This window comes from Aliivibrio sp. A6, from assembly GCF_028765505.1.
In the GTDB taxonomy this organism is placed as follows: domain Bacteria; phylum Pseudomonadota; class Gammaproteobacteria; order Enterobacterales; family Vibrionaceae; genus Aliivibrio; species Aliivibrio finisterrensis_A.
The window spans coordinates 1-26,691 of the sequence record NZ_JARACR010000003.1; the positions used below are offsets into that span (position 1 = coordinate 1).

Annotated in this window: 24 protein-coding genes and 4 pseudogenes; 3 read left to right on the forward strand and 25 right to left on the reverse strand. The window is 38.7% G+C overall.

Features of this window, described 5'->3' with window-relative positions; all coding sequences use genetic code 11:
* The first annotated feature begins 179 nt into the window (after positions 1-179).
* Positions 180-428 carry a type II toxin-antitoxin system Phd/YefM family antitoxin gene (locus PVK70_RS02315; RefSeq protein WP_130047473.1) on the forward strand — a complete coding sequence of 83 codons (249 nt, stop codon included), beginning with the start codon at positions 180-182 and terminating at the stop codon, positions 426-428.
* A 112-nt stretch (positions 429-540) separates the two neighbouring features.
* On the opposite strand, the pseudogene PVK70_RS02320 reads toward PVK70_RS02315, so the two are convergent.
* The 4 genes and pseudogenes from PVK70_RS02320 to PVK70_RS02335 all read right to left on the reverse strand — a co-directional run bounded on the left by PVK70_RS02320 (position 541) and on the right by PVK70_RS02335 (position 2,572).
* Positions 541-827, reverse strand: a pseudogene (locus PVK70_RS02320) (type II toxin-antitoxin system RelE/ParE family toxin).
* Positions 827-1,105, reverse strand: a complete 279-nt coding sequence (locus PVK70_RS02325) for a type II toxin-antitoxin system Phd/YefM family antitoxin (RefSeq protein ID WP_045102011.1) — start codon at positions 1,103-1,105, stop codon at positions 827-829. Before PVK70_RS02325 ends, PVK70_RS02320 begins: the two are co-directional and overlap by 1 nt.
* Before the next feature lie 529 nt (positions 1,106-1,634).
* Positions 1,635-2,015 (reverse strand): hypothetical protein, encoded by a 381-nt coding sequence (locus PVK70_RS02330; protein ID WP_130047474.1) that lies wholly within the window; start codon positions 2,013-2,015, stop codon positions 1,635-1,637.
* Complete coding sequence (locus PVK70_RS02335) at positions 2,012-2,572, reverse strand: Panacea domain-containing protein (RefSeq protein ID WP_165367138.1); 561 nt, start codon at positions 2,570-2,572, stop codon at positions 2,012-2,014. Before PVK70_RS02335 ends, PVK70_RS02330 begins: the two co-directional genes overlap by 4 nt.
* Positions 2,573-2,883: 311 nt before the next feature.
* On the opposite strand from PVK70_RS02335, the pseudogene PVK70_RS02345 reads away from it, so the two are divergent.
* Positions 2,884-3,135, forward strand: a pseudogene (locus PVK70_RS02345) (phage integrase N-terminal SAM-like domain-containing protein); the annotation flags it as partial.
* 355 nt (positions 3,136-3,490) lie between these two features.
* On the opposite strand, the gene PVK70_RS02350 reads toward PVK70_RS02345, so the two are convergent.
* From PVK70_RS02350 to PVK70_RS02420, 14 genes are all read right to left on the reverse strand, one after another.
* Positions 3,491-3,817, reverse strand: a complete 327-nt coding sequence (locus PVK70_RS02350; protein WP_207216398.1) for a hypothetical protein — start codon at positions 3,815-3,817, stop codon at positions 3,491-3,493.
* A 188-nt stretch (positions 3,818-4,005) separates the two neighbouring features.
* Positions 4,006-4,182: a hypothetical protein gene (locus tag PVK70_RS02355; RefSeq protein WP_165367139.1), complete on the reverse strand. Its 177-nt coding sequence runs from the start codon at positions 4,180-4,182 to the stop codon at positions 4,006-4,008.
* A 208-nt stretch (positions 4,183-4,390) separates the two neighbouring features.
* Positions 4,391-4,870: a hypothetical protein gene (locus PVK70_RS02360; RefSeq protein WP_130047477.1), complete on the reverse strand. Its 480-nt coding sequence runs from the start codon at positions 4,868-4,870 to the stop codon at positions 4,391-4,393.
* A gap of 147 nt (positions 4,871-5,017) precedes the next feature.
* On the reverse strand, positions 5,018-5,992 hold the full coding sequence (locus tag PVK70_RS02370) for a hypothetical protein (RefSeq protein WP_130047479.1): 975 nt from the start codon (positions 5,990-5,992) through the stop codon (positions 5,018-5,020).
* Positions 5,993-6,176: 184 nt separating this feature from the next.
* On the reverse strand, positions 6,177-6,716 hold the full coding sequence (locus tag PVK70_RS02375) for a GNAT family N-acetyltransferase (protein ID WP_130047480.1): 540 nt from the start codon (positions 6,714-6,716) through the stop codon (positions 6,177-6,179).
* A gap of 307 nt (positions 6,717-7,023) precedes the next feature.
* Positions 7,024-7,221 carry a CPXCG motif-containing cysteine-rich protein gene (locus PVK70_RS02380; protein WP_130047481.1) on the reverse strand — a complete coding sequence of 66 codons (198 nt, stop codon included), beginning with the start codon at positions 7,219-7,221 and terminating at the stop codon, positions 7,024-7,026.
* Positions 7,222-7,423: 202 nt separating this feature from the next.
* Positions 7,424-8,446, reverse strand: a complete 1,023-nt coding sequence (locus tag PVK70_RS02385; protein WP_130047482.1) for a formate dehydrogenase subunit gamma — start codon at positions 8,444-8,446, stop codon at positions 7,424-7,426.
* Positions 8,447-8,462: 16 nt separating this feature from the next.
* Positions 8,463-9,071: a formate dehydrogenase FDH3 subunit beta gene (gene fdh3B / locus PVK70_RS02390; RefSeq protein ID WP_130044538.1), complete on the reverse strand. Its 609-nt coding sequence runs from the start codon at positions 9,069-9,071 to the stop codon at positions 8,463-8,465.
* A gap of 13 nt (positions 9,072-9,084) precedes the next feature.
* Positions 9,085-11,940 carry a formate dehydrogenase subunit alpha gene (locus PVK70_RS02395; protein ID WP_130047483.1) on the reverse strand — a complete coding sequence of 952 codons (2,856 nt, stop codon included), beginning with the start codon at positions 11,938-11,940 and terminating at the stop codon, positions 9,085-9,087.
* A gap of 12 nt (positions 11,941-11,952) precedes the next feature.
* Entirely contained in the window at positions 11,953-12,150 is a 198-nt protein-coding gene (locus tag PVK70_RS02400) for a twin-arginine translocation signal domain-containing protein (protein ID WP_130044540.1), read from the reverse strand.
* Between the two features lie 79 nt (positions 12,151-12,229).
* A complete protein-coding gene (locus PVK70_RS02405; RefSeq protein WP_130047484.1) occupies positions 12,230-12,829 on the reverse strand; it encodes a TorD/DmsD family molecular chaperone in 600 nt (199 codons plus the stop codon).
* Between the two features lie 5 nt (positions 12,830-12,834).
* Positions 12,835-14,511 carry a 4Fe-4S dicluster domain-containing protein gene (locus tag PVK70_RS02410; RefSeq protein ID WP_130047485.1) on the reverse strand — a complete coding sequence of 559 codons (1,677 nt, stop codon included), beginning with the start codon at positions 14,509-14,511 and terminating at the stop codon, positions 12,835-12,837.
* A 203-nt stretch (positions 14,512-14,714) separates the two neighbouring features.
* Positions 14,715-15,275 (reverse strand): DUF3306 domain-containing protein, encoded by a 561-nt coding sequence (locus tag PVK70_RS02415; protein WP_130047486.1) that lies wholly within the window; start codon positions 15,273-15,275, stop codon positions 14,715-14,717.
* Positions 15,256-15,717 (reverse strand): DUF3305 domain-containing protein, encoded by a 462-nt coding sequence (locus tag PVK70_RS02420; RefSeq protein ID WP_130044544.1) that lies wholly within the window; start codon positions 15,715-15,717, stop codon positions 15,256-15,258. The genes PVK70_RS02415 and PVK70_RS02420 overlap by 20 nt, the downstream gene beginning before the upstream one ends.
* A 133-nt stretch (positions 15,718-15,850) precedes the next feature.
* Here PVK70_RS02420 and PVK70_RS02425 point away from each other — a divergent pair, with 133 nt between their 5' ends.
* On the forward strand, positions 15,851-16,693 hold the full coding sequence (locus PVK70_RS02425; RefSeq protein ID WP_130047487.1) for a formate dehydrogenase accessory sulfurtransferase FdhD: 843 nt from the start codon (positions 15,851-15,853) through the stop codon (positions 16,691-16,693).
* 53 nt (positions 16,694-16,746) lie between these two features.
* On the opposite strand, the gene PVK70_RS02430 is transcribed toward PVK70_RS02425, so the two are convergent.
* The 7 genes and pseudogenes from PVK70_RS02430 to PVK70_RS02460 form a co-directional block, all read right to left on the reverse strand.
* Positions 16,747-18,804: an HD domain-containing phosphohydrolase gene (locus tag PVK70_RS02430; protein ID WP_242504753.1), complete on the reverse strand. Its 2,058-nt coding sequence runs from the start codon at positions 18,802-18,804 to the stop codon at positions 16,747-16,749.
* A gap of 173 nt (positions 18,805-18,977) precedes the next feature.
* Entirely contained in the window at positions 18,978-20,132 is a 1,155-nt protein-coding gene (mltC, locus tag PVK70_RS02435) for a membrane-bound lytic murein transglycosylase MltC (protein ID WP_130047488.1), read from the reverse strand.
* A 246-nt stretch (positions 20,133-20,378) separates the two neighbouring features.
* Positions 20,379-22,271: pseudogene (locus PVK70_RS02440) on the reverse strand (methyl-accepting chemotaxis protein).
* 288 nt (positions 22,272-22,559) lie between these two features.
* A pseudogene (locus tag PVK70_RS02445) lies at positions 22,560-22,966 on the reverse strand (alkaline phosphatase family protein); the annotation flags it as partial.
* Positions 22,967-23,265: 299 nt separating this feature from the next.
* Positions 23,266-23,616 (reverse strand): hypothetical protein, encoded by a 351-nt coding sequence (locus PVK70_RS02450; protein WP_130047489.1) that lies wholly within the window; start codon positions 23,614-23,616, stop codon positions 23,266-23,268.
* A 62-nt stretch (positions 23,617-23,678) separates the two neighbouring features.
* Positions 23,679-24,209, reverse strand: coding sequence for a GNAT family N-acetyltransferase (locus PVK70_RS02455; protein WP_130047490.1), 531 nt, complete (start codon positions 24,207-24,209; stop codon positions 23,679-23,681).
* Between the two features lie 133 nt (positions 24,210-24,342).
* A complete protein-coding gene (locus PVK70_RS02460; protein ID WP_130047491.1) occupies positions 24,343-26,595 on the reverse strand; it encodes a peptidase U32 family protein in 2,253 nt (750 codons plus the stop codon).
* Positions 26,596-26,691: the final 96 nt, after the last annotated feature.

The window sequence follows — 26,691 nt, forward strand, 5'->3', positions numbered from 1 at the left end:
GCATTAAACGCCGCATTGACACATTTATTACTACAACGACTTAGCTGAATTTTACTGCCTTAAACACTGAAACCAAAGATAAACCTACAACGCCGAATGTAATAAATCGTGTTGATTGCTTTGTTAAGCTACAACGGCACACTATAATGACCGAATAATCAACCTAATTAGAGACCATTATGACTACTAGAATTTTAGCTGATGTTGCAGCAAGTATTACTGAGTTTAAAGCTAACCCAATGAAAGTTGCTTCAAGTGCTAATGGCGAAGCTGTTGCTGTACTAAACAGAAATGAGCCTGCATTTTATTGTGTACCAGCTGAAGCTTATGAACTTTTGATGGATCGGGTTGAAGATCTAGAACTATTATCTCTTGCCGCAGAACGAGAGAATGAAGAAACGATTTCGGTAAACATCCATGACTTATAAGTTAGATTTCAAAAAGATCGCACAATTTACTATAAAGAAGTGGCTACGGGCTTGTTCTACACCCGAGGTTTAACGCTGGCTGCGCAGCGCTTAATCCTTATTTGTTATAACTTTATATATCAGCCATAGTCAGCAATTGACTACAGTTACGAACCGTTAAAATATTTATGCTTAACGTTACGCTATAAATAATGCGGTAATTACCAAAAATGATTTCACGATAATTCGCTTTATTCAGCCAGGGACAAGACGACCCAACTCTGGAAATGAACCTAAATTCTCAGCTTTATCGAATACATCGTTAACCCATTTTTCTGCCGCTGATGGATTGTCTAATGCTATGTATTCTGCTGTCTGCCCTATTTTGTCTAAAACAAGCGGCGACCAAATAACATTCATTAACGTAAGCGCGCTAAGATTTTAGAACGAGCATCGTCATTTGATAAACCGAAACCACTAGCGATTTGTGCTTCAGCTTGTTGCATCTCTTCCAGTAACTCTATTTTCTCTTGCATAGCTTCATACTCAGCAACGTCTAAAACAACAGCGACGCCTTTACCACGCTGAGTGATAACTAAAGGTCTACGAGTTTCGTTAATTTGACGAATAAACGACGCTACGCCAGCTCTAAATTCTGAAAGTGGTTGAATATCTTGGTCCAATCTTAATCGAGTCATAATAGCACCTTAATTGTACTTAATTTTGTACCAATTATAGTGCAAGTATAAATATTCAGCAATACTAAGAAAAATTATAACGCCGCAATAACACGTGCGAACGCCTTAATTACCAAGCCAATTATACTCTAAACCACGAATGCCGAGTGTAATAAGTATCGTGTTGATTGCTTTGCTGAACGAAGCCGCTTCGCGGCAGAGATAGCCGAAAGGCAAACATAATAAGGATAATGGCTGAGGTTAAACCAGAGGAGATACAACAAATAAGACGATTTAAAAAATAGCTAACCCATTGATAAAATTACTATCGTAATCTTATCTTGGCCTCACTCGCCTTGAGAAAAGACTCAAGACGATGCACCTACCAAACTAGATCGCACAATTTACTATAAAGAAGTGACTACGGGCTTGTTCTACACCCGGGATTTAACACTGGCTGCGCAGCGCTTAATCCTTATTTGTTAGCACTCTTGAACAATCGAAGGTTAAGACATAAAAAATGCAGCGTAATAACGCTGCTTAAAAACACTCAGAATCTGCTTGAACAGTAATCTTTGATCCCTTGAGGTGTCCTAGGTGAGCTCAAAAGACCAGCTTTTACAGCTGAGAATAGCGACTCACTAATATCAGGGTACTTGGAAAGAGCCCCACTAGCCAAGCCACTTTCGAGTCGAGAAACTTCAAACAGAGATGCGTGCTCGAATGCAATCACGCTCTCATGTTTTACAAAAGAGTGATCTCCCGGAGTTAAGACTACGGTTGAATCCGATGTTGGTCGTCGAGTGGTAATATTAACCATGACAACTACTGGCGGATCACCTTCAGGAGTTGTCAATACGATAAATAAGTGCTTACATGTTGGCGACGGTACAGGAACAAGAATAGTGTTCTTTTCAATAATAGTGCTCATAAATTATTTAAAAAGTCCTTCGCTGCTTTAACATCTTGTAATTCTTGTAAAATACTGTTTGCATCAGCGTCATCAAAACCAACTGCTTTCAAAATATCTTGGTAATCAATAGGCAATATTGAACCATGAGGATTGTTCCATTCACCGAACTCATGCGTTTTATCCGCTAGCTCAAATCTATCCATTGAGCCAAACTGAGAGAATACAGCATCAGTAATAGCCAATTCTGCCTCTGATAATAAAGCAGTATCAAAGTCACGATTGAGCAATGATATTTTATAATTTCGACTTGGAGACAAAAGTTTTGACCACAAACCATTCGTAGAACGAACACTTCCATCGATTAAAGACAGAGTGTTCAATAAAACAGGTCCATAATTCATGGAAGCATAGTTATCATCACTTATTGTATGCCCTAGTGTCGCCAATGCATTTCTGTCAGAAATGTAAAGCAACTTCATGAGCATAAGATGGTAAATTTCACCGCCACTTTTCGAGGTCAAATATGCTGCTAGTTGCGCAGTTTTGTCTTCATTAAAATTTGGTATATAAGTCATATACATCTCCTAACATAATGTTTTCAAGTTAATTAGGTGAAAACACTGTATATAAAACCAATTATATATGAATTGAAATTTTTCGCTAGATCTAGTTGAAGTGATGAGTGCTAACCCCCAATTAAGGTGTGAGCCACGCAATACCGATGTTGCCGCATACCACCGTAAACACCAAACGCAACGCATAGTAAAAATGCCACGCGTTGCGAATCACTCTTAAACAGATTGTTGAACGAAGCAGCTTCGCGGCAGAGTAAAACCGGTATCATCCAGACTCTCTGTACCCCCATCATTTTGATGGCGGATAACAAGAGCGATATCATCGCCTTTATGAATTACACCTTACCAACTTAACTCTGCAAGGTAAACGACCTGCTACCATTGATGCTTATTCTCGTGCAGTTCATCGGATTAGCGAGTTCTTTGACCTTTGTCCCGATACATTAAACACGACTGATTTAGAAAGCTTCTTCGCCAGTTTGATTAGCTCTCACTCGTAGAGCACCGTTAAACTCGACCGCAATGGCTTACAGTTTTTCTATCGCTACACTTTAAATTATCAAACTCCGCCAAGCACTATACCCATCCGAACCAAAGCAATACTAACCTGCCCTCGTTACCTGCATGACATGGAGAGCATGGGTATAACGCGATCGAGATAGCCGAAAGGCAAACATAATAAGGATAATGGCTGAGGTTAAACCAGAGGAGATACAACAAATAAGACGATTTAAAAAATAGCTAACCCATTGATAAAGTTACTATCATAATCTTATCTTGGCCTCACTCGCCTTGAGAAAAGACTCAAGGCGATGCGCCCATCAAACTAGATCGTAAAATTTACTATAAAGAAGTGACTACGGGATTGTTCAACACCCGGGATTTAACGCTGGCTGCGCAGCGCTTAATCCTTATTTGTTAGGCTATGTAGGTGTACATAGTTACCAGAGATTCGCTAGGCGTATGAATTAATTCATCAAAACCATTTTCTTTATATAATTCAATTAATTTCGGATTTTTATCACATTCTAGGATCACAGCGCGCCCGCCAATCAACGCCTTGGCTTCGTTAATAATCGCATATACTTCATCAAGGATTAGCTCTAACGTGATCTTATTTGGCTCAACAGAAAAATTCTTACCAATTTGACCGATCAAGTAAGCTTTGATCTTCTCTGCATTTTTATTTATTCCATCTAAATGCTTTACTTGGCCTTTAGATATATCAGAATGGACTAAAGACACTTCTTTGAACGTTAGTGAAAAATAAGCGAGTATGTCACCATTGTCGTTTAAGATGAGGTATGTTCTAGAATTATCGCTTTCTTCAAATCGAGTTGCTTTGGATCTAAGGAAGGTTTCTACATCAGGGTTTTTAGGGCAAGTGAAATTAGAGAAGAGCTTTTGAAGTTTATCACTATCAAAAGCTTCAACTACATCCCCGAGTTTGACAACTGTCGTGTTAATAACTGGATACCTTTTGACTTATCAGACTCATAGTTTCGTTTTTTGACCGCTACCTTTCTAGGGTTTGCGGCTGCCATTTTGAACTTGTTAATAACCTTATCATCAGTTACTTTGAAGTCCTTATCAAATGAAGTAGTTGCCATAACTATCTCCTACACATTGGTTTACCCAAAGTATACACCTCATACAACATGAATGCTATACAAAGTCATTTCCTGGAATGTCAAGAGTAGCCTAACGCCTGCATAACACGTTTGCTACCATGCAGATTATGCTCAAATTTACCACTTAACATGGTAAACTCAAAGAAACCTAGAATGCCGAATGTAGCAAATCGTGTTGATGCATTTGTTAAATTTTTAATCCCAGAGTTCTAATTGAACGTTTTATCTCCGGAGTATAATCAAATAACTTACCTGATGGAGTGATTTTTTGTGTCAGTTTGTATGGATAACCATATGCATCCTCAAACTCAACTTTAAACTCAATAGGAATATTTTTCTCGATTAAATATGATTGTTCAACACCAGAGATATTTGAGGACCGCATTTCTAATAGCTGGCCGGGTAAAATAGAAGGTAACCCAGAGCTTCTAACATCAGATTTACCTTCTATTATTGTATAAAATGTTAAGTTTAATGCCGGTCCACCAGATACATTTTTAACCTTTGCATTTACTCTAAAACAATCATTATCAGCAAACTCATAACCAACATCTTCAATAGCAATCCAAGGCCTCATATCTTGCTTCTTATTCAACACTACCATTAACAAAGCAACGAAAGATATTGCTACCGAGAATATTGATATTATTATTGCTATTTTATCCACTTTAATTCCCCAATAAGATTTAACACCCTGTTAAGGTGTGAGCAACGCAATACCGATGCTTCCGCATACCACCTTAAACACTAAACGCAACACATAGTGAAAATGCCAAGCGTTGCGAATCACTCTTAAACAGTTTGTTAAATAACATTAATCAGCGATCCTTGCACCTATACTTAAGCCTCCAAACTCTTCCATGCTCATCAGATATGGTCGGTCCGTAAGAACTTGCCCACTACCTAGCGTGACATGCTCAGGCACCCACATTTTGTCGTCATTGTGGTAAACATAAACCAACCGTTTTGGGCTCTCATCGACTAAGTTGTCAATGAGTTTTTTTGCATTGTTGCTAGCATCTGTAATTTGATTAATAGAGTCTTTAATTAATACTGGACTGTTTGTCTCGATGATAAATTCCACCAAACATCCACGATAAGGAGTATTGAAATTATAGAGAACTCGTTTGTTAACTTTTTTCACAATTGAGTTTACCAGCCAACTAGCAAACCTTTCTTGATGGTTAGCAGTTTGTTCACCTAACTTATTAAAGTAACCAGTTAAAAATGGGAGGGCTATGCTTGCGGGTATGGCAATACTTAATATCGTTACCGGATCAGCAGCCTTTCGAACCGCTATATATGGTTTTGTCGCAACGAATTCAGGTGCGTTAGCTAATGCACATGTGATTATGTCTTCATCAAGCTCAATATTGCTGTATTCAATCTCAACATCTCCAAATGAAACATCAGTTTCAGTGGGAATGTAGGCTGAGTTTAAGGCTCTCATTTCTGTTGGAAACGGTCGATAAAATGACTTTGAGTACGTTGCAATAACAGCAAGAACATAGGTTTTTTCACCATCACGGCTAGTGAGCATTTTTGCCGCTAGAGTACGACCAAAGGTTGCTATTCTTGGATCATGATGAGCGTTCAAGGGTAAGCCATGTTTATTGATGGCAATCTCTGTACTTTTTAGAGCCTCTAAACTCATTTGATCACCATGTATATCAACCTTATTCGTCGACACTACACCTAATACAAATTCGTCATAAATATCAGATTTTAGTTTTCTTAACGTACCTTTGTAGAACTCTTCTACTCCGTCAAAGTCATCAAAATCACTCACTTTAAGCTCCTGTTATTTAACGCTCTTTCTACGACAAAATGCCTCATAGTTCCCTATTACATTTGTCACTAGTTATTCCACTAAGGCATCTAGCCTTTTTCTAAAATTAAATAAATCAACACGATACGGCACATAACATTAGTCACTGCATTCATCCTACACGACAACGAGTCGCTTTATGCGGTTAGCTCACAGGCTGCTTCGATAAACCATAAATAGCATGATTGATAATACGACCATTTAGGTTTTCTCGATTAGAAATAATGCCTTCTAATGTCATGCCTAAACGTTCACAAACCTTACGGCTTGGTAAGTTGTTCTCGCCTGCTGCTATTTGAATTTTCTCAAGCTGTAAATCTGTGAATGCAATCTCGATTAACTTAGAGACAGCGCGAGTAATAATACCCTTACCTTGATAAGACTCACTGAGCCAATAACCAATTTCTGCCATTTTTAACTGATGGTTAATCGTATTAAAACTGACATTACCAACCAATTCACCTTGGTAAATCATGGCGCAAACCATTCCTTTGCCTTCCGCATAATCAAGTAGCGATTTACGTACAAAGCGTAAAAAGAAATCTTCAGATTTTGCGAGTGGTGGCCAAGCCAGCCATTGAGACAAATAGGCTTCTTCTTTTGAGACGATTTCAAAGTACTTTTTCGCAAAAGATGGCTCAATAAGTGCCAATTTCAATTCACTATCAACTTCCACTGTAAACATAATTCACCTTTTGCCAATATAACCGTTATACATACTCTCAAACTCTCAACCGAACTTATTGATTTCGAATCTTGCCGTTAAAAATTAATGAAAATGTATGTTTTCCATTCGCACATCATACCCTTTCATAAATGGATTTCATTCTATTTCTTTTCATTTTTCCTTTTTAGAACTGTATTTTTTGATGATTCAAGCTATTGATAGTATTGGTAATAAGTTAAATAGAATTGATTTCGTTTTGCTAAGCTTCAAACACGCAAAAAATAACTAAGTTACTCTGTTCGATTGAGTATGAGCGATGGTTCTATCAACTGGCATCATTTTCATTATAGGTAATCACCATTAATTCATCATTGAGGTTGGTGGTAACTTGAACGTTAATCGGTTGGCAACAAACTCTACAATCTTCAATATATTCTTGGCCGAGATCTTCAGGACCGACGACAATTACAATCACTTCATTGCAATAAGGGCAACATACTTTTTCTTCATGTAATAGTTCCATTCCGCCTCCCTTCTACACAAATCAACAGCGCTCTTAGTATTATTTATTCAGATTAATCTTTGAGAACGTTATAAATATAGCAAAGATAAATAGGACCGACATCGTTACTAAGTTTGAGAAGGCTGTTTTTTAAACGTCAAAAAGCCGAGCAAGTTACCCTGCTCGGCTTTTGAATTTATGACAATAAAAGTAATGAATTAACTTAGTCTACTTTCTTATCTTGTGGTTGGTTTTCAGGAAGGTCTTTCACTTCGTGATACCATAAGTCATGGTGTTCTTTTGCCCATGTCTCATCAACATCACCCGTTACCATGCCATCTAGACCCGCCTCCATACCGAACAAGCCGATATAGATGTGGAAGATGAAACCACAGATCAGGATAAGTGCTGATAGCATATGTACAAGGTTAGATAGCTCCATGTCACGGCGTAGCTGGCCGAAAATAGGGAAATCTAATACAAAACCACTAAAAGCAACAACAGTACCAAATATAATTAGTAACCAATAAATTGCTTTTTCACCACCATTTGAGAAACCAGCTGATGGGTGCGATCCTTTGTGTTTACCTACCATGCCGCCCATTTTCATGAACCATTGAATGTCTGTCTTGTTGAAGATCGATTTTCTCCACCATTTCAGAAGTACACACATTAGTAGGATAAAGAAGATCGGTCCCATGTAGTTGTGGTATTGCTTCGCAGCATAAATAATCATGCCCCAGATTTCACTTGGTAAAATCGGTTTTAAAAAGTGTTTACCATAAACTAAACATAAACCACTAAATGCCAGTGTTAAAAATGTAAATGCCATGCTCCAGTGTAAGGCGCGATCCATACGAGACCAGCGTTTTATCTTACGGCCTGTTTTTGGTTTACTCAGTTTTAATGGGCCCACAACGAAATACGCCAGTGTTACCATTACTAAACTACCAAAAATAGCAAGTGCACCTAATGGTGACATCCACTTTTCTTTTAGTACAAACCACGTTTCACCTGCGGTACTAATAAGTACACCATGCTCAGGTGATTGAGACGTTGTATAACCTTCTTGACCGGCCTTTACTTCACGCCAAAAATCAGCGCCTGCAAGTTGGGTCATCTCTTTCTCTGCACTCTTATTCGCTGTGCTTTCATTTGCCATACTAGGTACAGCAAATGAAAGCGTTAATGCTGCCAATAATGGCAGCAATAACGAAAGAGAAAGACGTTTTAATTGTGTAAACATCACTCTCTCCACTGGATTAGCTCTTAGTCGCATCAAACGAAAGATCTTCACCATCTGTCCAACCAGCGTCTTTTGCGCCACGTTCTACAACACGTTGACGGAAGATGTCAGATACTTTCTCTGCATCACCAGCAAGCAGTGCTTTAGTCGAACATAAAGAAGCACACATTGGTAATTTGCCTTCTGCGATACGGTTTGCGCCGTATTTTTCACGTTCTTCTTGTGAACCTGGTTCTACACCCGGGCCACCAGCACAGAATGTACATTTGTCCATTTTGCCACGCTCAGCAAAAGCACCCTGTTTAGGGAACTGCGGCGCACCAAATGGGCAAGCAAATAGGCAGTAACCACAACCGATACAAAGATCTTTGTTGTGACGTACGATGCCATCTTCTGTATGTTCAAAACAATCCGCAGGACAAACGGCCATACAAGGCGCATCGGTACAGTGCATACATGCCACAGAGATTGAGGTTTCACCCGGCTCACCGTCATTTAGTGTTACTACGCGACGACGTTGGATACCCCACTCTAGCGCATCATCATTTTCGTTTTTACATGCTGTGACACAGCCGTTACATTCAATACAACGCTTGGTGTCACATAAGAACTTCATTCTAGCCATTTTATATCACCCCTTACGCTTTCGTGATTTTACATAGTGTCACTTTGGTTTCCTGCATTTGTGTTACAGGGTCATAACCATAAGTGGTTGCTGTGTTTGCTGCTTCGCCGATTACGTATGGGTCAGTACCTTCTGGGTACTTACTACGTAAATCTTCACCTTGGAATTTACCGCCAAAGTGGAATGGTACGAACGCTAAGCCAGGTTTAACACGACGTGTTACCATTGCTTTAACGTGAATTCGACCTTTCTCTGCGCCTTCAACCCAAACCATGTCACCGTCTTTAAAGCCGATGTCGTTTGCGTCTTTCGGGTTAACTTCGACAAACATTTCTTGTTGAAGCTCAGCAAGCCATGGGTTTGAACGCGTTTCTTCACCGCCACCTTCGTACTCAACCAGACGACCAGATGTCAGAATAATTGGGTATTCTTTTGACTTGTCTTGATCTTGAATTGTTTTGTACAACGTTGGAATACGGAAGTTAGCCGCACGGTCATCCCATGTTGGGTAATCAGCAACTAAATCACGACGTGGTGTGTATAACGGCTCACGGTGTTGTGGAACACGGTCAGGGAACGTCCATACAATCGCACGTGCTTTTGCATTACCAAATGGCATACAACCGTGTTTAATTGCAACACGTTGAATACCGCCAGATAAATCGGTTTTCCAGTTTTTGCCTTCTGCTGCTACTTTTTCAGCCGCAGTCAGATCGTCCCACCAACCAAGTTGCTTAAGCAGTTTGTCAGTGAATTCTGGGTGACCATCTTCAATTTCACACCCTACTGGGTAGCTGTCTTCAGCAAGTAGGCTTTGACCTTCATATTCCACACCAAAACGGGTACGGAAGTTACCGCCACCTTGCGCTACAGGTTTAGACGTATCATAAAGGATATGCGTACCTGGGTGCTTCATTTCTGGTGTACCCCAACAAGGCCAAGGAAGACCGTAGGTTTCACCGTTTACAGGTCCACCTTCTGCTTCTAGCGTTGTTTTGTGGAACGTATGCCAGTTCATTGTGTGCGCTTTAATACGCTCTGGGCTTTGGCCTGTGTAACCAATTGTCCACATACCTTTGTTGAATTCACGGGTAATGTCTTCAATTACAGGTTGGTTGTTCTGATCAATTTTGATGTTTTTGAACAGTTGATCTGAGTAACCTAACTTTTTAGTCAGTAGGTACATGATCTCGTGGTCAGGTTTTGATTCAAACAATGGCTGAATTACTTGCTCACGCCATTGGAATGAACGGTTTGATGCGGTTACAGAACCGTGCGTTTCAAACTGCGTTGTTGCAGGAAGAAGGTATACGCCATCGGTACGATCGTTCATTACTGCAGCAACGGTTGGGTATGGATCGACGATAACCATCATATCCAGCTTGCTCATTGCTTTTCTGATCTCAGTACCACGTGTTTGTGAGTTTACTGCGTGACCCCAGTAGAACATTGCACGGATATTGTCGTTTTGTTCGATGTTTGCTTTGTCTTCTAAAACACCATCAACCCAACGAGATACAGGAATACCAAAGTTATTCATTGGCGTTTTGCCGTTGTATTTACCTTGGTCGAATCGGTTTTTAACCCACTCGTAATCTAGATCCCATACTTTAGTCCAGTGTTTCCATGCGCCTTCACCAACACCGTAGTAGCCTGGAAGCGTATCAGAAAGAACACCTAAATCCGTTGCGCCTTGTACGTTATCGTGACCACGGAAGATGTTTGCACCACCGCCTGATTTACCCATGTTACCAAGAGCAAGTTCTAGGATACAGTATGCACGTGTGTTGTTGTTACCCGTAGTATGCTGAGTACCACCCATACACCAAACAACACAGCCTGGACGGTTTTCAGAAAGCAGTTTTGCTGTCTCAAACACTTCAGCTTCTGTAATGCCTGTTACACGCTCAACTTCTGCTGGGTTCCATTTTGCTACTTCTGTGCGGATCTCATCCATACCAAACACACGTTGGTTAATGAATTCTTGATCTTCCCATTTGTTTGCAAATACATGCCACAATACGCCCCAAATAAAGGCAACGTCTGAACCCGGACGCAATGAAACATAGTGATCCGCTTTTGCTGCTGTACGTGTACGACGTGGGTCGGCAACAACGATCTTACAACCATTCTTCTCTTTTGCGATCAGAATATGTTGCATTGCTACTGGGTGTGCTTCTGCAGGGTTTGAACCAATGAATAGCATAGATTTACAGTTATGCATGTCATTGAATGAGTTTGTCATTGCACCGTAACCCCATGTGTTTGCAACACCGGCTACTGTGGTTGAGTGACAAATACGCGCTTGGTGATCGACGTTGTTTGTACCCCATAATGACGCCATTTTACGGTACAAGTACGCTTGTTCGTTGTTGTGCTTTGCAGAACCTAACCAGTACACTGAGTCTGGGCCTGATTCTTTACGGATCTCAAGTGCTTTGTTACCGATCTCTTCGATCGCTTGATCCCAAGACAGTTTTACCCATTTGCCATTTTCTAGCTTCATTGGGTATTTTAGACGACGTTCGCCATGACCATGCTCACGCAGTGCTGCGCCTTTTGCACAGTGACCGCCTGCGTTAAATGGGTGATCGAATGCTGGCTCTTGACCAGTCCATACGCCATTTTGTACTTCAGCGTAGATACCACAACCTACAGAACAATGTGAACAAATAGTACGTTTCACTTCTGTTGGCGCATCAACTGGCACTTCTTTCGCTTGTGCTTTTTTCATCATGCTTGGAACAAACATGCTTGCACTTGCTACTGCACCCGCAGCAATCGTTGAAGTACGCATGAACATACGACGTGTAATGCCAAGCTGGTTCTCTTGCTTTTGTACCGAATCGGAACGTTTAGTTAATTTCATTATTAAGCTCCGTTATAGGCTATCGTAATAATCACGAATATGTTGAGTTTCGCGATATCCATCGCCCTTCTTCTCAACGTCTTTTTTATCCGTTACTGTGTTTGCGCTTGCTGTTCCTGATACCGCTGCTGCTACTGTTCCTGCGGCAGCTGCAGTTGCAAGGCCCTTCAGTAGTGTGCGGCGGTTTAGGTCCGTATTTTTATTGCTCATTCAATGCTCCTTTGCTTCCAATGTACTTGGAATGGGCGTCTGTTTTTATGGTTTTAATTCTTTTAAGTCACAACGACTTTTATACTTCTGTGACTTCAATTGCGTTTGGATTTTTTGCAAAGCGCGTTTGTTCTACAATGAAAAACGCCTCTACTAAACCTGTCACTGATTTGTAGAAATCTGCATTTTCTGCATTATTGATTTGCTCACACAGTGAAACATACCAAGGTTGAATATGGCGATTAAAGAAACGTTGTTGCAGAACTTCAGCATCACCCGCTTCAATAAGCATAGCCATTACCTCACATAATGCTGAGATATGATCTTCAGGCTCTTTTACGTCATCGGCACGTTCAAAACCTAATTGCATTAGATCTTGTCGAAGTGCCACTAACGGTTTTTCCATTAATGCGCCCGCTATGTGCCATGAGCCAAACGGCATCACTTCACCACGGCCAACGCCAATGAATAGGTTTTGGTATTCGTCTGTTAGGGCTTCTTGATTTGATTCTTGAGCCGCTTTTGAAATAACAGACCATGCTTTACTCATTGCATGATCATCGTTACTTTCTACTTCAAGCGTACTTAACCAATCAATCACCATTTGATCTGGTGCAATACGAAATAAATGCGCTAATAAACCATAGATTTCTTGTCTTACTTGCTGTTGTTCATTCATGGTCATTACACCTTTAATTGTTTTTCTGGGTTTGCAGACAGATCAGTAAAGATGTCTTTTACTCGACAGTCTTCACACATGTATAGACGGCTAATAGAGGCTTCATCACTAAAGTGCGGGTTACCCTGTAACTTAGCTCGTAACATTTCAATCATTGATGCTGGAGCAAAAGGTGTTCCGCAAGTAATACAACACGCGGCATCTTCTTTATGCATTATTTGTGTTTCTTGACGCTGTGTTTGGCTCCAGTTCATTTGCACTTTCATGCTCAATACTTTTTCTGGACAGGCGCTGACACAAAGGCCACATTGAACACAATCTTGCTCAATGAATTTTAATGTTGGTGAATCGGGATCACTATGAAGTGCACGGGTTGGGCAAACCGCCACACAACCCATACATAACGTACAGTCTTTCGTTTCACAGCTCACACTGCCATAAGGCGCATGAGAAGGCAGAGATTGAATTTCTGTAATTTCGATATGGTTTGAAGCCGCATCAGCAGCGAGGTGATCTAACGCGCCCATTAAGCGTGCACGCTTATTACCCGTTAATGGTTGTTCAATTACCGCTAATGGCGTATCGATAAGCGTCATTTCATGTAACGCTTCCATGTAAACGACTTGGATGCGTTGAGGATCTAACCCTAGTTGAGATAAGAAAGCCTGTGCAATTTCTACTTCTTGCGTTAATACACGCTGAATGGTTTCTGGCATTCTACGGCTTGCGATAAACAGAACTTGGGCTGCACCATTAACAAGTGCAGAGAACCATGTATCAATACCCACAGAAAGAAGCTCATCAAGAACCACTGGGATAACATGATCTGGCATGGTTTTTAATGCCATCACGTTAAAGTTTTCATGGCGATCACTGCAGAAAGCGATAATCGGTGTTTCACCACCCTCTTTCTTGTAATTTGCTAATAGACGAGTAGCGAAGTTTTGTGTTTTCTCCGCTTCTGGCAATGCATAGCTGATGGCTTCTGTCGGGCAAGCCGTTGCACAGGTACCAACCCCTTGACAAAGATATGGGTTAATTTGAATGTGGTGGCCTGTTTGATCTGAACCTTCACTGGTTAGTGCGCCAGCAGGACAAGCATCAACACAACGCTCACACCCTTTTACACCACGTGAACTGTGTGCACATAACTCTGGATTTAAGCGAAAGTATTTTGGTTTATCAAACGTACCAACAAGCGCTGGTAATTCATCAAGCACTTGTGCAAGCGTTGGGTAACCACGACCTACAGGATAGTAACCCGGTACTGGCACTTGCTCTGACATTACGCTGTCTAGTTTCATGTCTAACACAAGATCGAATGCAGCAGCGCCAATGGTTGCTTTTGCAAGATTAACGCGTTCACCATTTAGCGTACACTCAACATCAAATGCGCCTAAAAAGCCTTTGATGCTTAGATCTTTAGCGTGGTAAACCGTTCTTTCAGTCGCTTTATCGTGTGCATCGGATTCGGTTGAGACCAGTGTGATGCTGTTCAGCTCTGAGAACTGCTCGGCAACATCAACAATAATGCTAGTAGGTCCAATGATGATCAAGTTACCACGGCTTTCGTAGCTCACCGTTGGTGGGATTAAGTTGTTTAACTCAACGGTTTGCGCAATAGCGAACTGACGCGCTTTGGCATTCGTTGTTTCAGATTGTGCTAAAAATTGGGTTAACATTGCTTCACCTATTCTTGACCCCGTTTGGGCCTATTCAGTTCTGTGACTGGTTTCTAGGTGGTATATCGCAATAACCGTACCAACTTAATGGGTAATTATTAGAAATATTAATTGGGTAAAATGCGGTATTTTTAGACTATTTGGCAGGCGGTGTTTTTTTTCGGGACATTTTGTCTCACCTTGGTTCAAAATGTCCCGATTGTTTAAATGGTCTTTTTTGTCTCACTTGACGTTTTTTCGTTGCCAGTAACGTATTGATATTCATTATCATTACTGTTTGTTGTTTCATTTTTAACGGTTAATTCTTGTTGTTCTTTTGGCAATGGTTCTGATAATTGCTCTGCCACTGACTCTTGCTCACTCTCGCCTTCTTCTTCAACTGGCTCTACCATCCAATCTCGTAATTTGGCTGCAGTTTCACTATCCAATTTTGGTGGTGTTGAGTAGTTTGGCTCATCTTCCATTGCAAATTCAGGATTCAAAAACATCTTACGCAATGCGGCTTTTTTCAGGTTTTTATCTACCCCTGTTGCCATAAATTGGCTGACGTTGCTGGTTCCTGTAATTTCACCTAGATCGGCCTCGGTAGGCAGCTCTATCTCAAGCGTTACTTCTGACTCTTCTAAGATTGGTGTTGCTTCAACATCATCGACAGAAGCGTCAATAACAGGTGTTGGCGATGCTTGAATAGGCTCATCACTGACCTCTTCACCTTGTTTTACCTTCTGTTTTCTCAGTGCCCATCTACTTAGGAAGTTGCTCACTTGCGCGCCCCGCACCTTTACGTTTCTTTCTACGAACTTCTATCAGTTCACCGTTTTTGCCGATAAAAGCTTCTAACCATGCTTGCACTGGTAGTGGCATTCCAATGGATAACACAACGTAATCACCATCCATGTATTGCCCTATCAAGCTTTGTGAAGCAGTAATCATCACTGGAATGAGTACGTCATTATCATTTTCAAAGGCAAAAAATAGTTTTGGATCTTGAGAGCTTAAGTTAAAACGGTAATCAGTTCGTTCATCTAAGAATATTTCAAGATCACGTTCAAATAATATGCCATTGCTTTGTGCTGCTTGTGTTTTTGACTCATAAAGATGAACGTCACCAATGCGCCATGATGGTGCGCTCCAACGCCCTACTTGTTTGATTTCTTCAATCACTTCAAACTGAAGTGGCCATTGGTTTTCTGTCTTTTTACCCACAAGTCACCTACGTTATGTCGATTATAATTACCTAAATTAAAGCAAACCTTATACCAACTCCTTTCATTTTATTAAGAGTGGTATAGTATTTGCCTAGTTTATCAAGTCTTTATTAATTTTTTGGAGCGTTGCCGTGAATCAACCATCACCAACAATAATTACAACAGGTGCTGTACCAAGCCAAACCATCTCTGTTGATGTGTATGACGAATATGGCGAAAAACTGACAAAAGAGATCGCTTGCGAACAACCTTTAACCGTTATGTTGAATTGGCAAGAAGTGGTAACGTTAATGACGCTTGGTGCTCGCCCTGCGGAGTTAGTTTTAGGTTACTTAAAAAACCAGCATTTTGTTACTGACGCTTCTCTTTTAGAATCCGTCATTATTGATTGGGAAACTAAAACAGCAGCGGTAAATACCAAAGAAACCACTGAGCATGTAAAAGAAAACCTAAAGAAGAAGACGGTTACTTCTGGCTGCGGTCAAGGCACCATGTATGGCAACGTAATGAAGCAGCTTGAAAACTATCAAGTACCACAAGTGACGATTAACCAATCCGACCTTTATCAATCGTTAGAAGCGCTGACTTATCACAATGATACTTACAAAGCGGCTGGTGCGGTTCATGGTTGTGCGGTGTGCAAAGACAATAAAGTGCTTTCATTTGTGGAAGATGTTGGTCGCCATAATGCGGTAGATACTTTAGCGGGTGAGTTATGGTTAAAACAAGAAACCGGTGATGACAAACTGTTTTACACTACGGGTCGTTTAACCTCTGAAATGGTCATTAAAGTCGCTCAAATGGGTATTCCTGTTTTACTTTCTCGCTCAGGCGTAACGCAAATGGGTTTAGATTTGGCTCAGAAATTTGGCATTACGATTATTGCCCGAGCAAAAGGCAAGCGTTTCCAAGTGTTTGCTGGGCATGAAAAAATTAATTTTGATGTGAAAGGTGAAGGCGTGCTTGGGGATTAAACACTAGGTAGCAAAAAACAGGGGCGAATGTGCGTTCTACTCGCCCCAATTGATTATTGATTATTCTCAAAAATAGCTCTGAACTCTTCATGATGTTTCAAAAATACATCAACGATCGCAGGGTCAAATGATACCCCCCTTTCTTCTTCAATGATCTTAATAGCAACTTCATGAGTAAACCCTTCTTTGTAAATACGTTTCTGTCTTAAAGCATCATACACATCCGCAATACTTACTATTCGAGCTTCAATAGGAATATCTTTACCTGAAAGATGTAAATACCCTTTCCCATTCCACTTTTCATGATGATACAGCACAATATTTTTGGTTATCAGGCTAAGGTCCGTATTCTTTATTATCTCATAGCCAATGTTTACGTGTTGTTTCATTACATCAAATTCATCAGGATCTAGTTTTCCTGGTTTCTTCAAGATGTAGTGAGGAATACCAATTTTTCCAATATCGTGCAAAGAAGCTATCATTCTGATCTCTTCTACAAACGCTTTTGGCATTTTCAAAAGATTTGATAAGTGCTCAGAATAAATATTAATGCGCTTGTTATGTTCGCTAGTCTCTTCATCACTGTACAACGACGCCATTTCCAGTGAGCCTATCAACGATTCATTCATAGTTAATAGGCGACGTTGTGATTTTTTCGCTAAATAATCTCTGAACAATAAAAAAGTGATAATAAGCAAACTACCACTCAAAACGCTCGTTAGTACCCATAAATCGTTACGTTTAAATTTTTCATTTTCATTTATATAGATATTTTTAATTAAACGCTCATTATCCGAACTTATCGATATCAAATTAATTGCTTTAAATAACGCTTCATGCTCTTTTTTTACTGCCATATAGACAGAGAACGTTTTTGTTAATGTCCCTGCTGTCTTTAAATCATACATATCATGATTAATAGTATGATTAAGTAATAATCTCTGGTCGCCAAACGCGTAGTCTATCTCACCGTCGTTTATTGCTTTAATAATCTCTTCAAAGGTATCAAAAAATACCATTTTAACTTTTAAGGTATTATTTTTCACGTAGTCATAATAATACGCATTCTTTAATATTCCGACAGTTGAATAATTAACATCAGCAATTCGAGATATAAAGTTGCCTTCTAATTTATTAAAAACAGAAAGTTCAAAACTATAATAAGGCTTAGTCAGTAAGTAATTATCTGTTATGCATTTATTTTCAAATGTAGAAAGTAAAATATCATAATCGACACATTCACCCAGAGTTGGTTCTGTAAAATTAACTGAATCTTTAAAAATCAATTTAATGCTATCAAAAAGCGTTGGCGCGATACCATGATACTGATTACTTATGAGATAGCTGGCTGGAAACTCATTAATCCCATAACCGACAGTAACCTCTAACCCTTTAAGCTCTTCATTATTTTTAAATAAATAGATGAAATAATCTTCACGCGATTTTTTCACCATATCTTTTACTTCGATTGATTTTAAATCAGTAAAATACTTAACTAAAATTGTATATAACTCAATATTGTTTTTTGAAATTGCGAATGATGTATATAAATTCTCTAATCGAGGTAAATCAAGAGTTGGAAATGCTTTATCTGTAATCACCTGCGTGTCGGCCACAAAAGCATCAATATCTCCAACCTGCAAAGCTGCCGTTAATTCATTTAAGCTTTTATATTTTACTGGTATATAGTGTAACGAACTTTCGTATTGATTCACAAAATTAGTTGTAGAATACCAATCATCAACAAGGCCAATCCTTTTATGGTTCAAACTAACTAAGTCTTTAATATTTTTACTATCTTTAAAGAAAATCTTAGTACTTACCCGATATAAAGTAGGTACAAAGAAGTAATTTTCACGTCTTTCTTTTGTATTCGCAAAATCAAAATAAGCACCATTTTCAAGTTTATTAAATTGTTCATGTAATACATCAACATCTTTAACTTCTATTGAAAATTTCGTATTTAATTTTTTATTAATATCTTCAATAAGATAAGGATAAAGTCCTTTTTCAACTCCATTATCGACAAAGAAAATCCTCGAATCGTAGTCATCATTATAAAATGTGAAATTTTGATTATGCTTAAGCCACTCATGTTCTTCGGTGGTCAATTCAAACGACCATGAAAGTGAGGAATATAAACACAACAAACAAAAGAAAATCTGTTTCAATCTAGCGTTACCACCAACTAATTTGATTATATTTTTAATAGAATGAGAAGCAAAAAAATCGTATTAGGAATGTATAATTCAATTTATTCATCCTCTCAATTAACATATTCTATCTACACTTTTTCATTAAACTCTTTTTGAAACTTCAATACTTTTTCAAGATAACGACGTGCTTCAGCCTTAGGGTGTTTATTGGTTAATGCCCAATATAGCTGATCTGGTTTTAAGCTATTGATTTCACTAATTGCTTTAGTCTTGCTTGGGTTAAAAGTTGAAAATACCCCACCAGAACCCCCATTATAGGCTGATATCATGCTGTAATGTTTATTAGTTGTATGAGTAATATCTCGTAAGTATCTATTCTTTAAGATATAAAAATAAGCGGTGCCTGTATCTATGTTATTCGCAGGGTTAAATAAATACTCTTTTGTTGGAATACCAGATTTATTTTTAACTAGTTTAAATACATCTGCCCCTGCTGTTTTTGGGATCACTTGCATTAAACCATAGGCCCCAGCATGACTTACTGCATAAGGGTTGAAGCTGCTTTCTGTCTGGATAATGGCATAAATTAAATCGATTGAAATATCGTATTCTTTCGACGCTTTTTTGATCAAATCTGCATATTGAAATTCACGCTGTTCCAAATGGTCGTCTACCATTGAGATCTCAACGTAATATGCCTTACCGTTTTTAATCGTTTTAGATTGCAGCTTATTTTCAATTAAATAATCGGCATAACGACCAGCTCTCCATGGCCATTCAATGTCTTTATTCTCTTGATCTTTAATCTGACCAAGTAAGAATGGACGACCACGCAACGGAATTGATTTATCACTAAATAAATCGACATGTGATGGGTCAGCAGGCATCAATACGGTACCAATGATCGCTTTCTTCAACGTTTCTTTTGGTTGGTATTGTGAAATGGTAGAGATATAAATCTTACCTTTATCAAAATCAATATGTGCGCGAGTACGATATCCATCAAGATACTTCACATAACGATGCTTACCCGCTTCAAGAAATTCTTTATCTCCCCATTTATTGTGTACTTGGTTAGCAAGATTTGCTAATTGCTCTTCCACCGTTTGGGTTGGTTTTGATGTGCTTGGCTTTGATGAACCGGGCTGCCATGTGTTTGAATTTGATGAGCCATTACTGCAATCACAATACTCTGGATTAGATTGATTATAGTTACCATCAAAAATTGGAGTACAAGAAACGGTTGCTAAAGAAATAACAAGAGCAAATAATACGTTTTTCATTTATGTCCTAATAGTGTATTCATCTTATTTTTCAATACACTGGAATAGATTACACATACTGTGTTAGCCGATAAGGAAGCGTATTCTACACCTTGTTTTGCTTTTGGGAATAGCTAATGAAAGATGTTTATCAAATATTTTGTAAGTCGTTGCCTTAGCGTCATTTTTGAATGAAGATCACATTTTTTTGACGCAAAAAAACCGTCAAAAAAGACGGTTTCCTGCGTATATTTAAAGTATTAATTACTACAATTTATAACGTTTAATTTCTTCTTCTAATGAATCTGCTAGTGACTTTAATGCCTCAGCTTGTTGTGCTGCAGTTTCAGCTTCACTCGCCATTTGGTTTGCAACTTCTTGCACACCTTCCGTGTTACGGCTAATTTCTGCTGTAACACTTGATTGTTCTTCTGCTGCCGAAGCGATTTGAGTCGCCATATCACTAATCACATTAATTTGAGCCGCTATATTTTCGATACTCATACCCGCTTTATCGACATCTTTTACACTGGTTTCTGCCAAGTGATGGCCGTCTGACATAACAGATACTGCTTCTTGTGTTGTAGATTGCAATGTTTCAATCATCGATTGAATTTCTTCTGTTGAAGTATGAGTTCGTTGAGATAAAACACGAACTTCATCCGCAACAACAGCAAACCCACGTCCTTGCTCCCCTGCTCTTGCTGCTTCTATTGCCGCATTCAATGCAAGCAAATTCGTTTGCTCTGCAATCGAGCGAATAGTTGCAAGAATTGAACTGATCTTCTGAGCATGACCATTCAGATCTTCAATGATACCCACTGCGCTGTTTACTTCACGCGCAAGATTACCAATCGATGTTTGGCTTTGGTTTGCTTAACTATGCCCTTCTTGGGTTAAAGTTACCGCTTGCTCTGCAGATTTTGCTGTATTCTCCGCATTACCTGCTATCTCTTGGGTTGCACTCGCCATTTCTGTTACCGCAGTCGCGACCATGGTAATTTCGTCTTGTTGATGACGAATATTTTGGCTACGTTGCAGGGCTGAATCTGCCGAATCTGCCGCTGAACGATTAAGTTCTAAAGTAATTGATCTTAAATTCGATGCCATTGTGTGAAGACGAGAAACAAACTGGTTAAAGTTTTCAGCAAGTTTACCCACTTCATCATCAGATTTAACATTAATACGAACTGTTAAGTCCCCTTCACCATTTGCAATATCTGCTAAGGCTTCTGATACGGTACCTAATTCACGTAATTGGCGTGTGACTAACCAGCCCGTAAATAATGAAACAAACAATAAAATTAAACCACCAATAAGTATTAATTTAAATAGCATTGCATTTAACGGTACTTCTAGCGTGTCTTGATCCATTACAAGAGCAATAGCCCAACTAGTATTAGGGACAGCCGTTACCATTACGGCTTTATTTACTCCATCTTGCTCAGTAAAAAAGAAGCCGTCAGAGGTAAGCTCACTATTTAAGCTTATTGCATCAAACCCTTGACCTAATTCTGAAATCGGCTCTAGTGTCATTTTTTCATTTGGATGAGCAACGACAATTTTATTGCTGACATCAAGAAGCATGGCGTAACCTTTTCCTGGGACAGGAATATCCAGAACATCATCGATTAAAGTTGATAAAAAGAGATCAGATGCTGTAACACCAATGATTTTTCCATTTTCACGAACTGGCTCTGTTAGTGTAACTACAAGGGCTTGCATAGTATGGCTAACATAAGGTTTGGTTGTAATCGCTTTATTCGCGGATACCGTTTCTTTATACCAACCACGCGTACGGGGATCATAACCTGCTTTATTCAATGACGGATCTTGACGCTCCATTACCCCTTGCTCATTACCATAGAAGCTTAATCCAAACCCTCCTGACGTTAATGTTTGTTTTAGACGATCAACAATATCTAAATTAGGGTTACGCTCTATGGCTTCTTTCATTGCAGTAATCGCATCTTGGCGACCTTTAAACCAATCCCCAATACCTAAACTGTATGCTTTTGCAGTATTCCCACTCTCACTACGAATATCATCCCATGCTTGGGTTTTCATTGTTTGATATGAAAAAGTACCCAGCGAGATAATCGTTAAGATGATGAGAGCAACACTTGTTATGACAAGCTTTGTTTTTAATGTTAAATGCATAATATGTCTACTTTTTATAATTTTAAATAATATAAAGCAATGCAGAGCTATCAGTGGAGCCTACACTCCCTACATTGCACGACTCATTAATGAGACAAGCGATTAAATTCTGAGTCATCTTAACAGTCTTATCATTTAAAAATGTGTCCTTTTTCACAAAATAAATTCAAAAATATGCATGAGATCACTTTCATTTTTTGATAAAGATAATGCTTAACATTATAAGTGCGCACACTTAACGATATGCTCACAATCAACTCAAAAGAGAATGGTATTTGCTCTTCTTTTTTATTTACTTTTTTGTATATCCAGTTCTGAAAGCAAGGAAGGAAATCCCCATCCATTTTCATTCTCAAGAACGATGTCTTGAGTAAGGTATTCATATAGTGTCGGAGCAAGTGATCCATTCGCGTTACTCTTCAATTCCGACGCATCCGATCCTATGGGTGCTCCCCAGAACCCTAAAAATGCATCTTTTTCTAAGTAATGTCTCCTGCATGTCTGCCAGGTACTTTAGTATTAAAACCAACCCCAAATTTAGGAAATAAGTTTATCGTCCCTGCTCTGTCTTCTTCATACAATTTAGCTAATTGATTTACAGAATCTGGTCGCGCAGTGTAAGCCGTTAATTCTCTCCACTCTTGCTCTGTACACCATGATCTCACATTGTCGCTAACAGCAGATACCATGCATCGTTGATAAGTTATTCTTCAGAGCCGCTTAGTATACAGAATTATCAAATAGTTAATTCGAAGATGTTAGATAATATTGAATGATTTGCTATTAATGTGAAAAATCAAATTCTTTTGCGGGTAAAGTTGAAGTAAACAACAAAGGTAATATAAGGAGTGGGAATCTAGATTTATTCATGGAAGTCCTCTACAAAACTCATAATATGAATTTTATAGAATACTCCCATTGCAATTTAATTCTGCTTAGATCGTAAATATTACGATACAGTTATTGCTATCATGTAATTGATAGATTTAATCGATTACAGTCCGAAACCAATTTTAGGCTGACGACGTACAGAGCGAACGCCCCATGGTGCTAGATCTGGCTTTGGCTGACCTTCAAAATCACCTAAACAAATATAGCCTTTTGATAAGTAACGATATAAGAAATCACCACCATCTAATGAGCCTGTTTTATCATCACCGAATGGAAGTTGAATGCGCTCAACACGTAGATCTGGTGCTTTTTTAAATGCAGGATAAGCTGTTGAATTCACTTCACGTGAATCTAAACTATTCAACAGTGCCTTATCTGACATTTTTGCTTTCATGCGACCAAAAATCATGACCATACGCTTTTGTCGCTCAGAAGAGACAATTATCATTTCCATTATAGAGATTCCTTTGAAACAAGAAAGTATATATCAAGCCCCGCTCTACGGCTACGCTCAAACTACACCACACTTGATAACTGCTTAATTACACAACGATATTCATAACAATCAATGATCTCGCCATCCACAATGGTAAATTCAGGCTTAAATCCAACTTGCTTAAAGCCATTTTTACTTAATACTCTTTGTGAGGCTAAATTATCCGTTGTTGCAGTGGCGATTAATTCGCTCAACGCCAACGTCTCTCTTGCTACATTAATTAGCACTTCAGTCGCATAAGTTGCGAGTCCTTGAGAAATAAATTCTTCTCCAATTCGATAACCAATAAAACCGGATTCTTTTTCTCTATTAATATTATAAAGATTAGCTCGCCCACAAATGGTTCCTTGGACATTTTTCAGTAACATTGGATAAATTCGGTCTTGTTCATATTCAGAAAGATAAAAATCAATATGCTCCTTGATCCCTTCTTCAGTAAAAAAATCTTCATCACGCGCTTCAATATAGGATTCAAACCATTCTTGGTTGACCAATTCAAACTCTAATAACGCTTCTGCATCTTCTGTTTTGAGTAGTTGTAGTGTCACCATAGCCAATTCCTCTCATTGTTTATAATTGCACTTCTGCTATATCAAACTCATATTTATTATTGAATTATAGACAAAAAAAAGCCGTGATATGTGATCACGGCTTCTATCTTAAGATTATCAGTACAATTAACGCTTATAGACCTACTTTATATTGGTCATGTGTATTAATTGGCACCATGGTAAACAGCTCTTCTTGTACTTGCTCATCGCCATTCAACAAACGCTCAAAATGTTTTACTAATTCAACTTTATCAGCTTGAACTTTAGAACCACCACCAATGTTAGTTAAATCAATAAAGAACTCATCAAATAAATCCGACATATCAGTCACAATATCCATATTTAAGAATTGCTCGTGATTATAAATACTTGGGTAGCCGCCTTTTTGCTTATCTACCGCAAAAGAAACACCTCTTGTATTGGTTATTGTCGTCGCTTTTTCACACTTCAACATACAACCAGCTTCAATTGCGCGCTTATTACAGCCAACAGTTTGTTGGAAAAAGCACTGACGACTTGTCATCATTAATACCGGGTGGTAAATGCTATAAAGTAGTTTAAAGTTCTCTGGACGACGAATATGCTTAATTTGTCCTTTATTGATCTCATTTGAAATAAAGGCACCCGAACAATTAAACTCTTCTTTCATTGTCACTAATGCGTGTGAGTTAGTGGTATTTAAGAATGGACCTGCAATCCATTCAATGCCCATCTCAAACGCTTTATACGCTATACCTGTATTGTTTGTTACGATACGCGCAGGCTTAACTTCTTCAAGAACTCGAACCGCTTCATTATAATCTTTACCAATCAATACCGCTGGGAACCATGGAATTAAACGAGGGTTTTCTAAGAAGATATTAATGTACTTAGTGTCATTTCTTCTAAAGCTTTCAGGTAATTTAAAATAAATATCTGCATCTGTTGCATCGCATACATTTAAGTCTGCGACATCTGCAATCAGCATTGATAGTTTAGGTTTCTCTTCTACTTTCGCGTACTTAGGTAATGCTGGTACATCAACAAACTTAAGTACTTCTTTAGAACCATTTAGTAAATAAGCCACTTTATCTTTAAGTTCTGTTAACTCTCTAAATGGAATAGCTAAATTATCCGCCAATTCAGAAAAATCATAACCGGTAAGTTCGTAATTAGCGTTAATTACACCTTTGAATCTTTTTTCTAATTCTGACGAAGTAATCGATTTCTCGCCCGCTTCACTTAGCAGAGATTGCGATTTCACCTCAAACGTTTCTTGCTCTTTATTACTTGGTGTTATCGTTACAACTAATGGTTCACCAAGAACCGCTTTAAAAGCGATCGTGATAGAAATCTTATTGATATCTAAGAACTTGATTTTTTCTTCTAGTGTTGCCCCAAGTGCGTTTTTATCACTATAAAGCTCTTGTTTTACGTCTTGAATTTGTACTACATCAATCGCGTTACTTTGTTGAACGGCATAATTCACACTATTATCGCGCGGGTTATCGATAAACATGTCTTTAGTTAAATTACCTTTCAAGAATGAGTTGGTAAAATCACGATTGAATACTTTATGTAGGTTTGAATCATCTTCATACAACTCACCCGACTCAACAAACGTATTGATATTTTTACGCCAGTTTTCAATAACGGTATAAACGTAATGAGCGCCTTTAATACGGCCTTCTACTTTCAGTGAATCTACTTTAGCATCAACCAATTCAGGTAATTCAAAGTAAGCTGAGTTATCTTTTAAATTTAATGGGTATTTATTGCCAACATCAGTCTCTTCATACTCATCACGGCATGCTTGACTACAGCGTCCACGGTTTGCAGAGTTACCTACACTGACTGATGTTGAATAGCATTGACCAGAAAAAGCAATACATAATGAACCGTGAACAAATACTTCCACTAATACACCGTGCTCATGCGCTAGCTCTGTTATGGATTTAATCTCACCAATATTAAGCTCTCGAGATAAATTAACGCGTGAAGCACCTAACTTAGATAAAAATTGAATTTGACCATCGTTATGTGTTGTTAATTGCGTTGAAGCGTGGATATCTAGTGTTGGAAAGTATTTTTTTACTAGATTAAACATACCAAGATCTTGAACAATAATGCCGTCAATGGTGGTGTTTACTAGTTGGTTAAGTAGCTTTGAAATTGATTTAATTTCATGCTCAAGAAGAACGATGTTCAATGTTAGGAAAACTTCACAGCCATATTCATGAGCTAATCGTAATACACCATTTAGCTCATCAAATGAAAGATTGGCAGCGCGGTTACGTGCGTTAAATACATCTAAACCACAGTAAACGGCATTTGCTCCTGCTACGATGGCTGCTTTAATCGCTTCTACATCACCACCTGGGGCCAATAATTCAAGTTTTCTACTCATTATGAAATTGCTCGCTTCTTATTATATGTAATAATTTTTTTGAGCGAGTATTCTACTCGTCTCACGCTTTCATTACCACTCATTACGCTTTCATTG

What these genes read in the sequence shown, in the direction of transcription:
- PVK70_RS02315 (WP_130047473.1), top strand. Translation starts at nt 180, where the DNA reads ATGACTACTAGAATTTTAGCTGATGTTGCAGCAAGTATTACTGAGTTT.
- PVK70_RS02325 (WP_045102011.1), bottom strand. Translation starts at nt 1,105, where the DNA reads ATGACTCGATTAAGATTGGACCAAGATATTCAACCACTTTCAGAATTT.
- PVK70_RS02330 (WP_130047474.1), bottom strand. Translation starts at nt 2,015, where the DNA reads ATGAGCACTATTATTGAAAAGAACACTATTCTTGTTCCTGTACCGTCG.
- PVK70_RS02335 (WP_165367138.1), bottom strand. Translation starts at nt 2,572, where the DNA reads ATGACTTATATACCAAATTTTAATGAAGACAAAACTGCGCAACTAGCA.
- PVK70_RS02355 (WP_165367139.1), bottom strand. Translation starts at nt 4,182, where the DNA reads ATGGCAACTACTTCATTTGATAAGGACTTCAAAGTAACTGATGATAAG.
- PVK70_RS02375 (WP_130047480.1), bottom strand. Translation starts at nt 6,716, where the DNA reads ATGTTTACAGTGGAAGTTGATAGTGAATTGAAATTGGCACTTATTGAG.
- PVK70_RS02380 (WP_130047481.1), bottom strand. Translation starts at nt 7,221, where the DNA reads ATGGAACTATTACATGAAGAAAAAGTATGTTGCCCTTATTGCAATGAA.
- PVK70_RS02385 (WP_130047482.1), bottom strand. Translation starts at nt 8,446, where the DNA reads ATGTTTACACAATTAAAACGTCTTTCTCTTTCGTTATTGCTGCCATTA.
- fdh3B (WP_130044538.1), bottom strand. Translation starts at nt 9,071, where the DNA reads ATGGCTAGAATGAAGTTCTTATGTGACACCAAGCGTTGTATTGAATGT.
- PVK70_RS02395 (WP_130047483.1), bottom strand. Translation starts at nt 11,940, where the DNA reads ATGAAATTAACTAAACGTTCCGATTCGGTACAAAAGCAAGAGAACCAG.
- PVK70_RS02400 (WP_130044540.1), bottom strand. Translation starts at nt 12,150, where the DNA reads ATGAGCAATAAAAATACGGACCTAAACCGCCGCACACTACTGAAGGGC.
- PVK70_RS02405 (WP_130047484.1), bottom strand. Translation starts at nt 12,829, where the DNA reads ATGAATGAACAACAGCAAGTAAGACAAGAAATCTATGGTTTATTAGCG.
- PVK70_RS02410 (WP_130047485.1), bottom strand. Translation starts at nt 14,511, where the DNA reads ATGTTAACCCAATTTTTAGCACAATCTGAAACAACGAATGCCAAAGCG.
- mltC (WP_130047488.1), bottom strand. Translation starts at nt 20,132, where the DNA reads ATGAAAAACGTATTATTTGCTCTTGTTATTTCTTTAGCAACCGTTTCT.
- PVK70_RS02450 (WP_130047489.1), bottom strand. Translation starts at nt 23,616, where the DNA reads ATGGAAATGATAATTGTCTCTTCTGAGCGACAAAAGCGTATGGTCATG.
- PVK70_RS02455 (WP_130047490.1), bottom strand. Translation starts at nt 24,209, where the DNA reads ATGGTGACACTACAACTACTCAAAACAGAAGATGCAGAAGCGTTATTA.
- PVK70_RS02460 (WP_130047491.1), bottom strand. Translation starts at nt 26,595, where the DNA reads ATGAGTAGAAAACTTGAATTATTGGCCCCAGGTGGTGATGTAGAAGCG.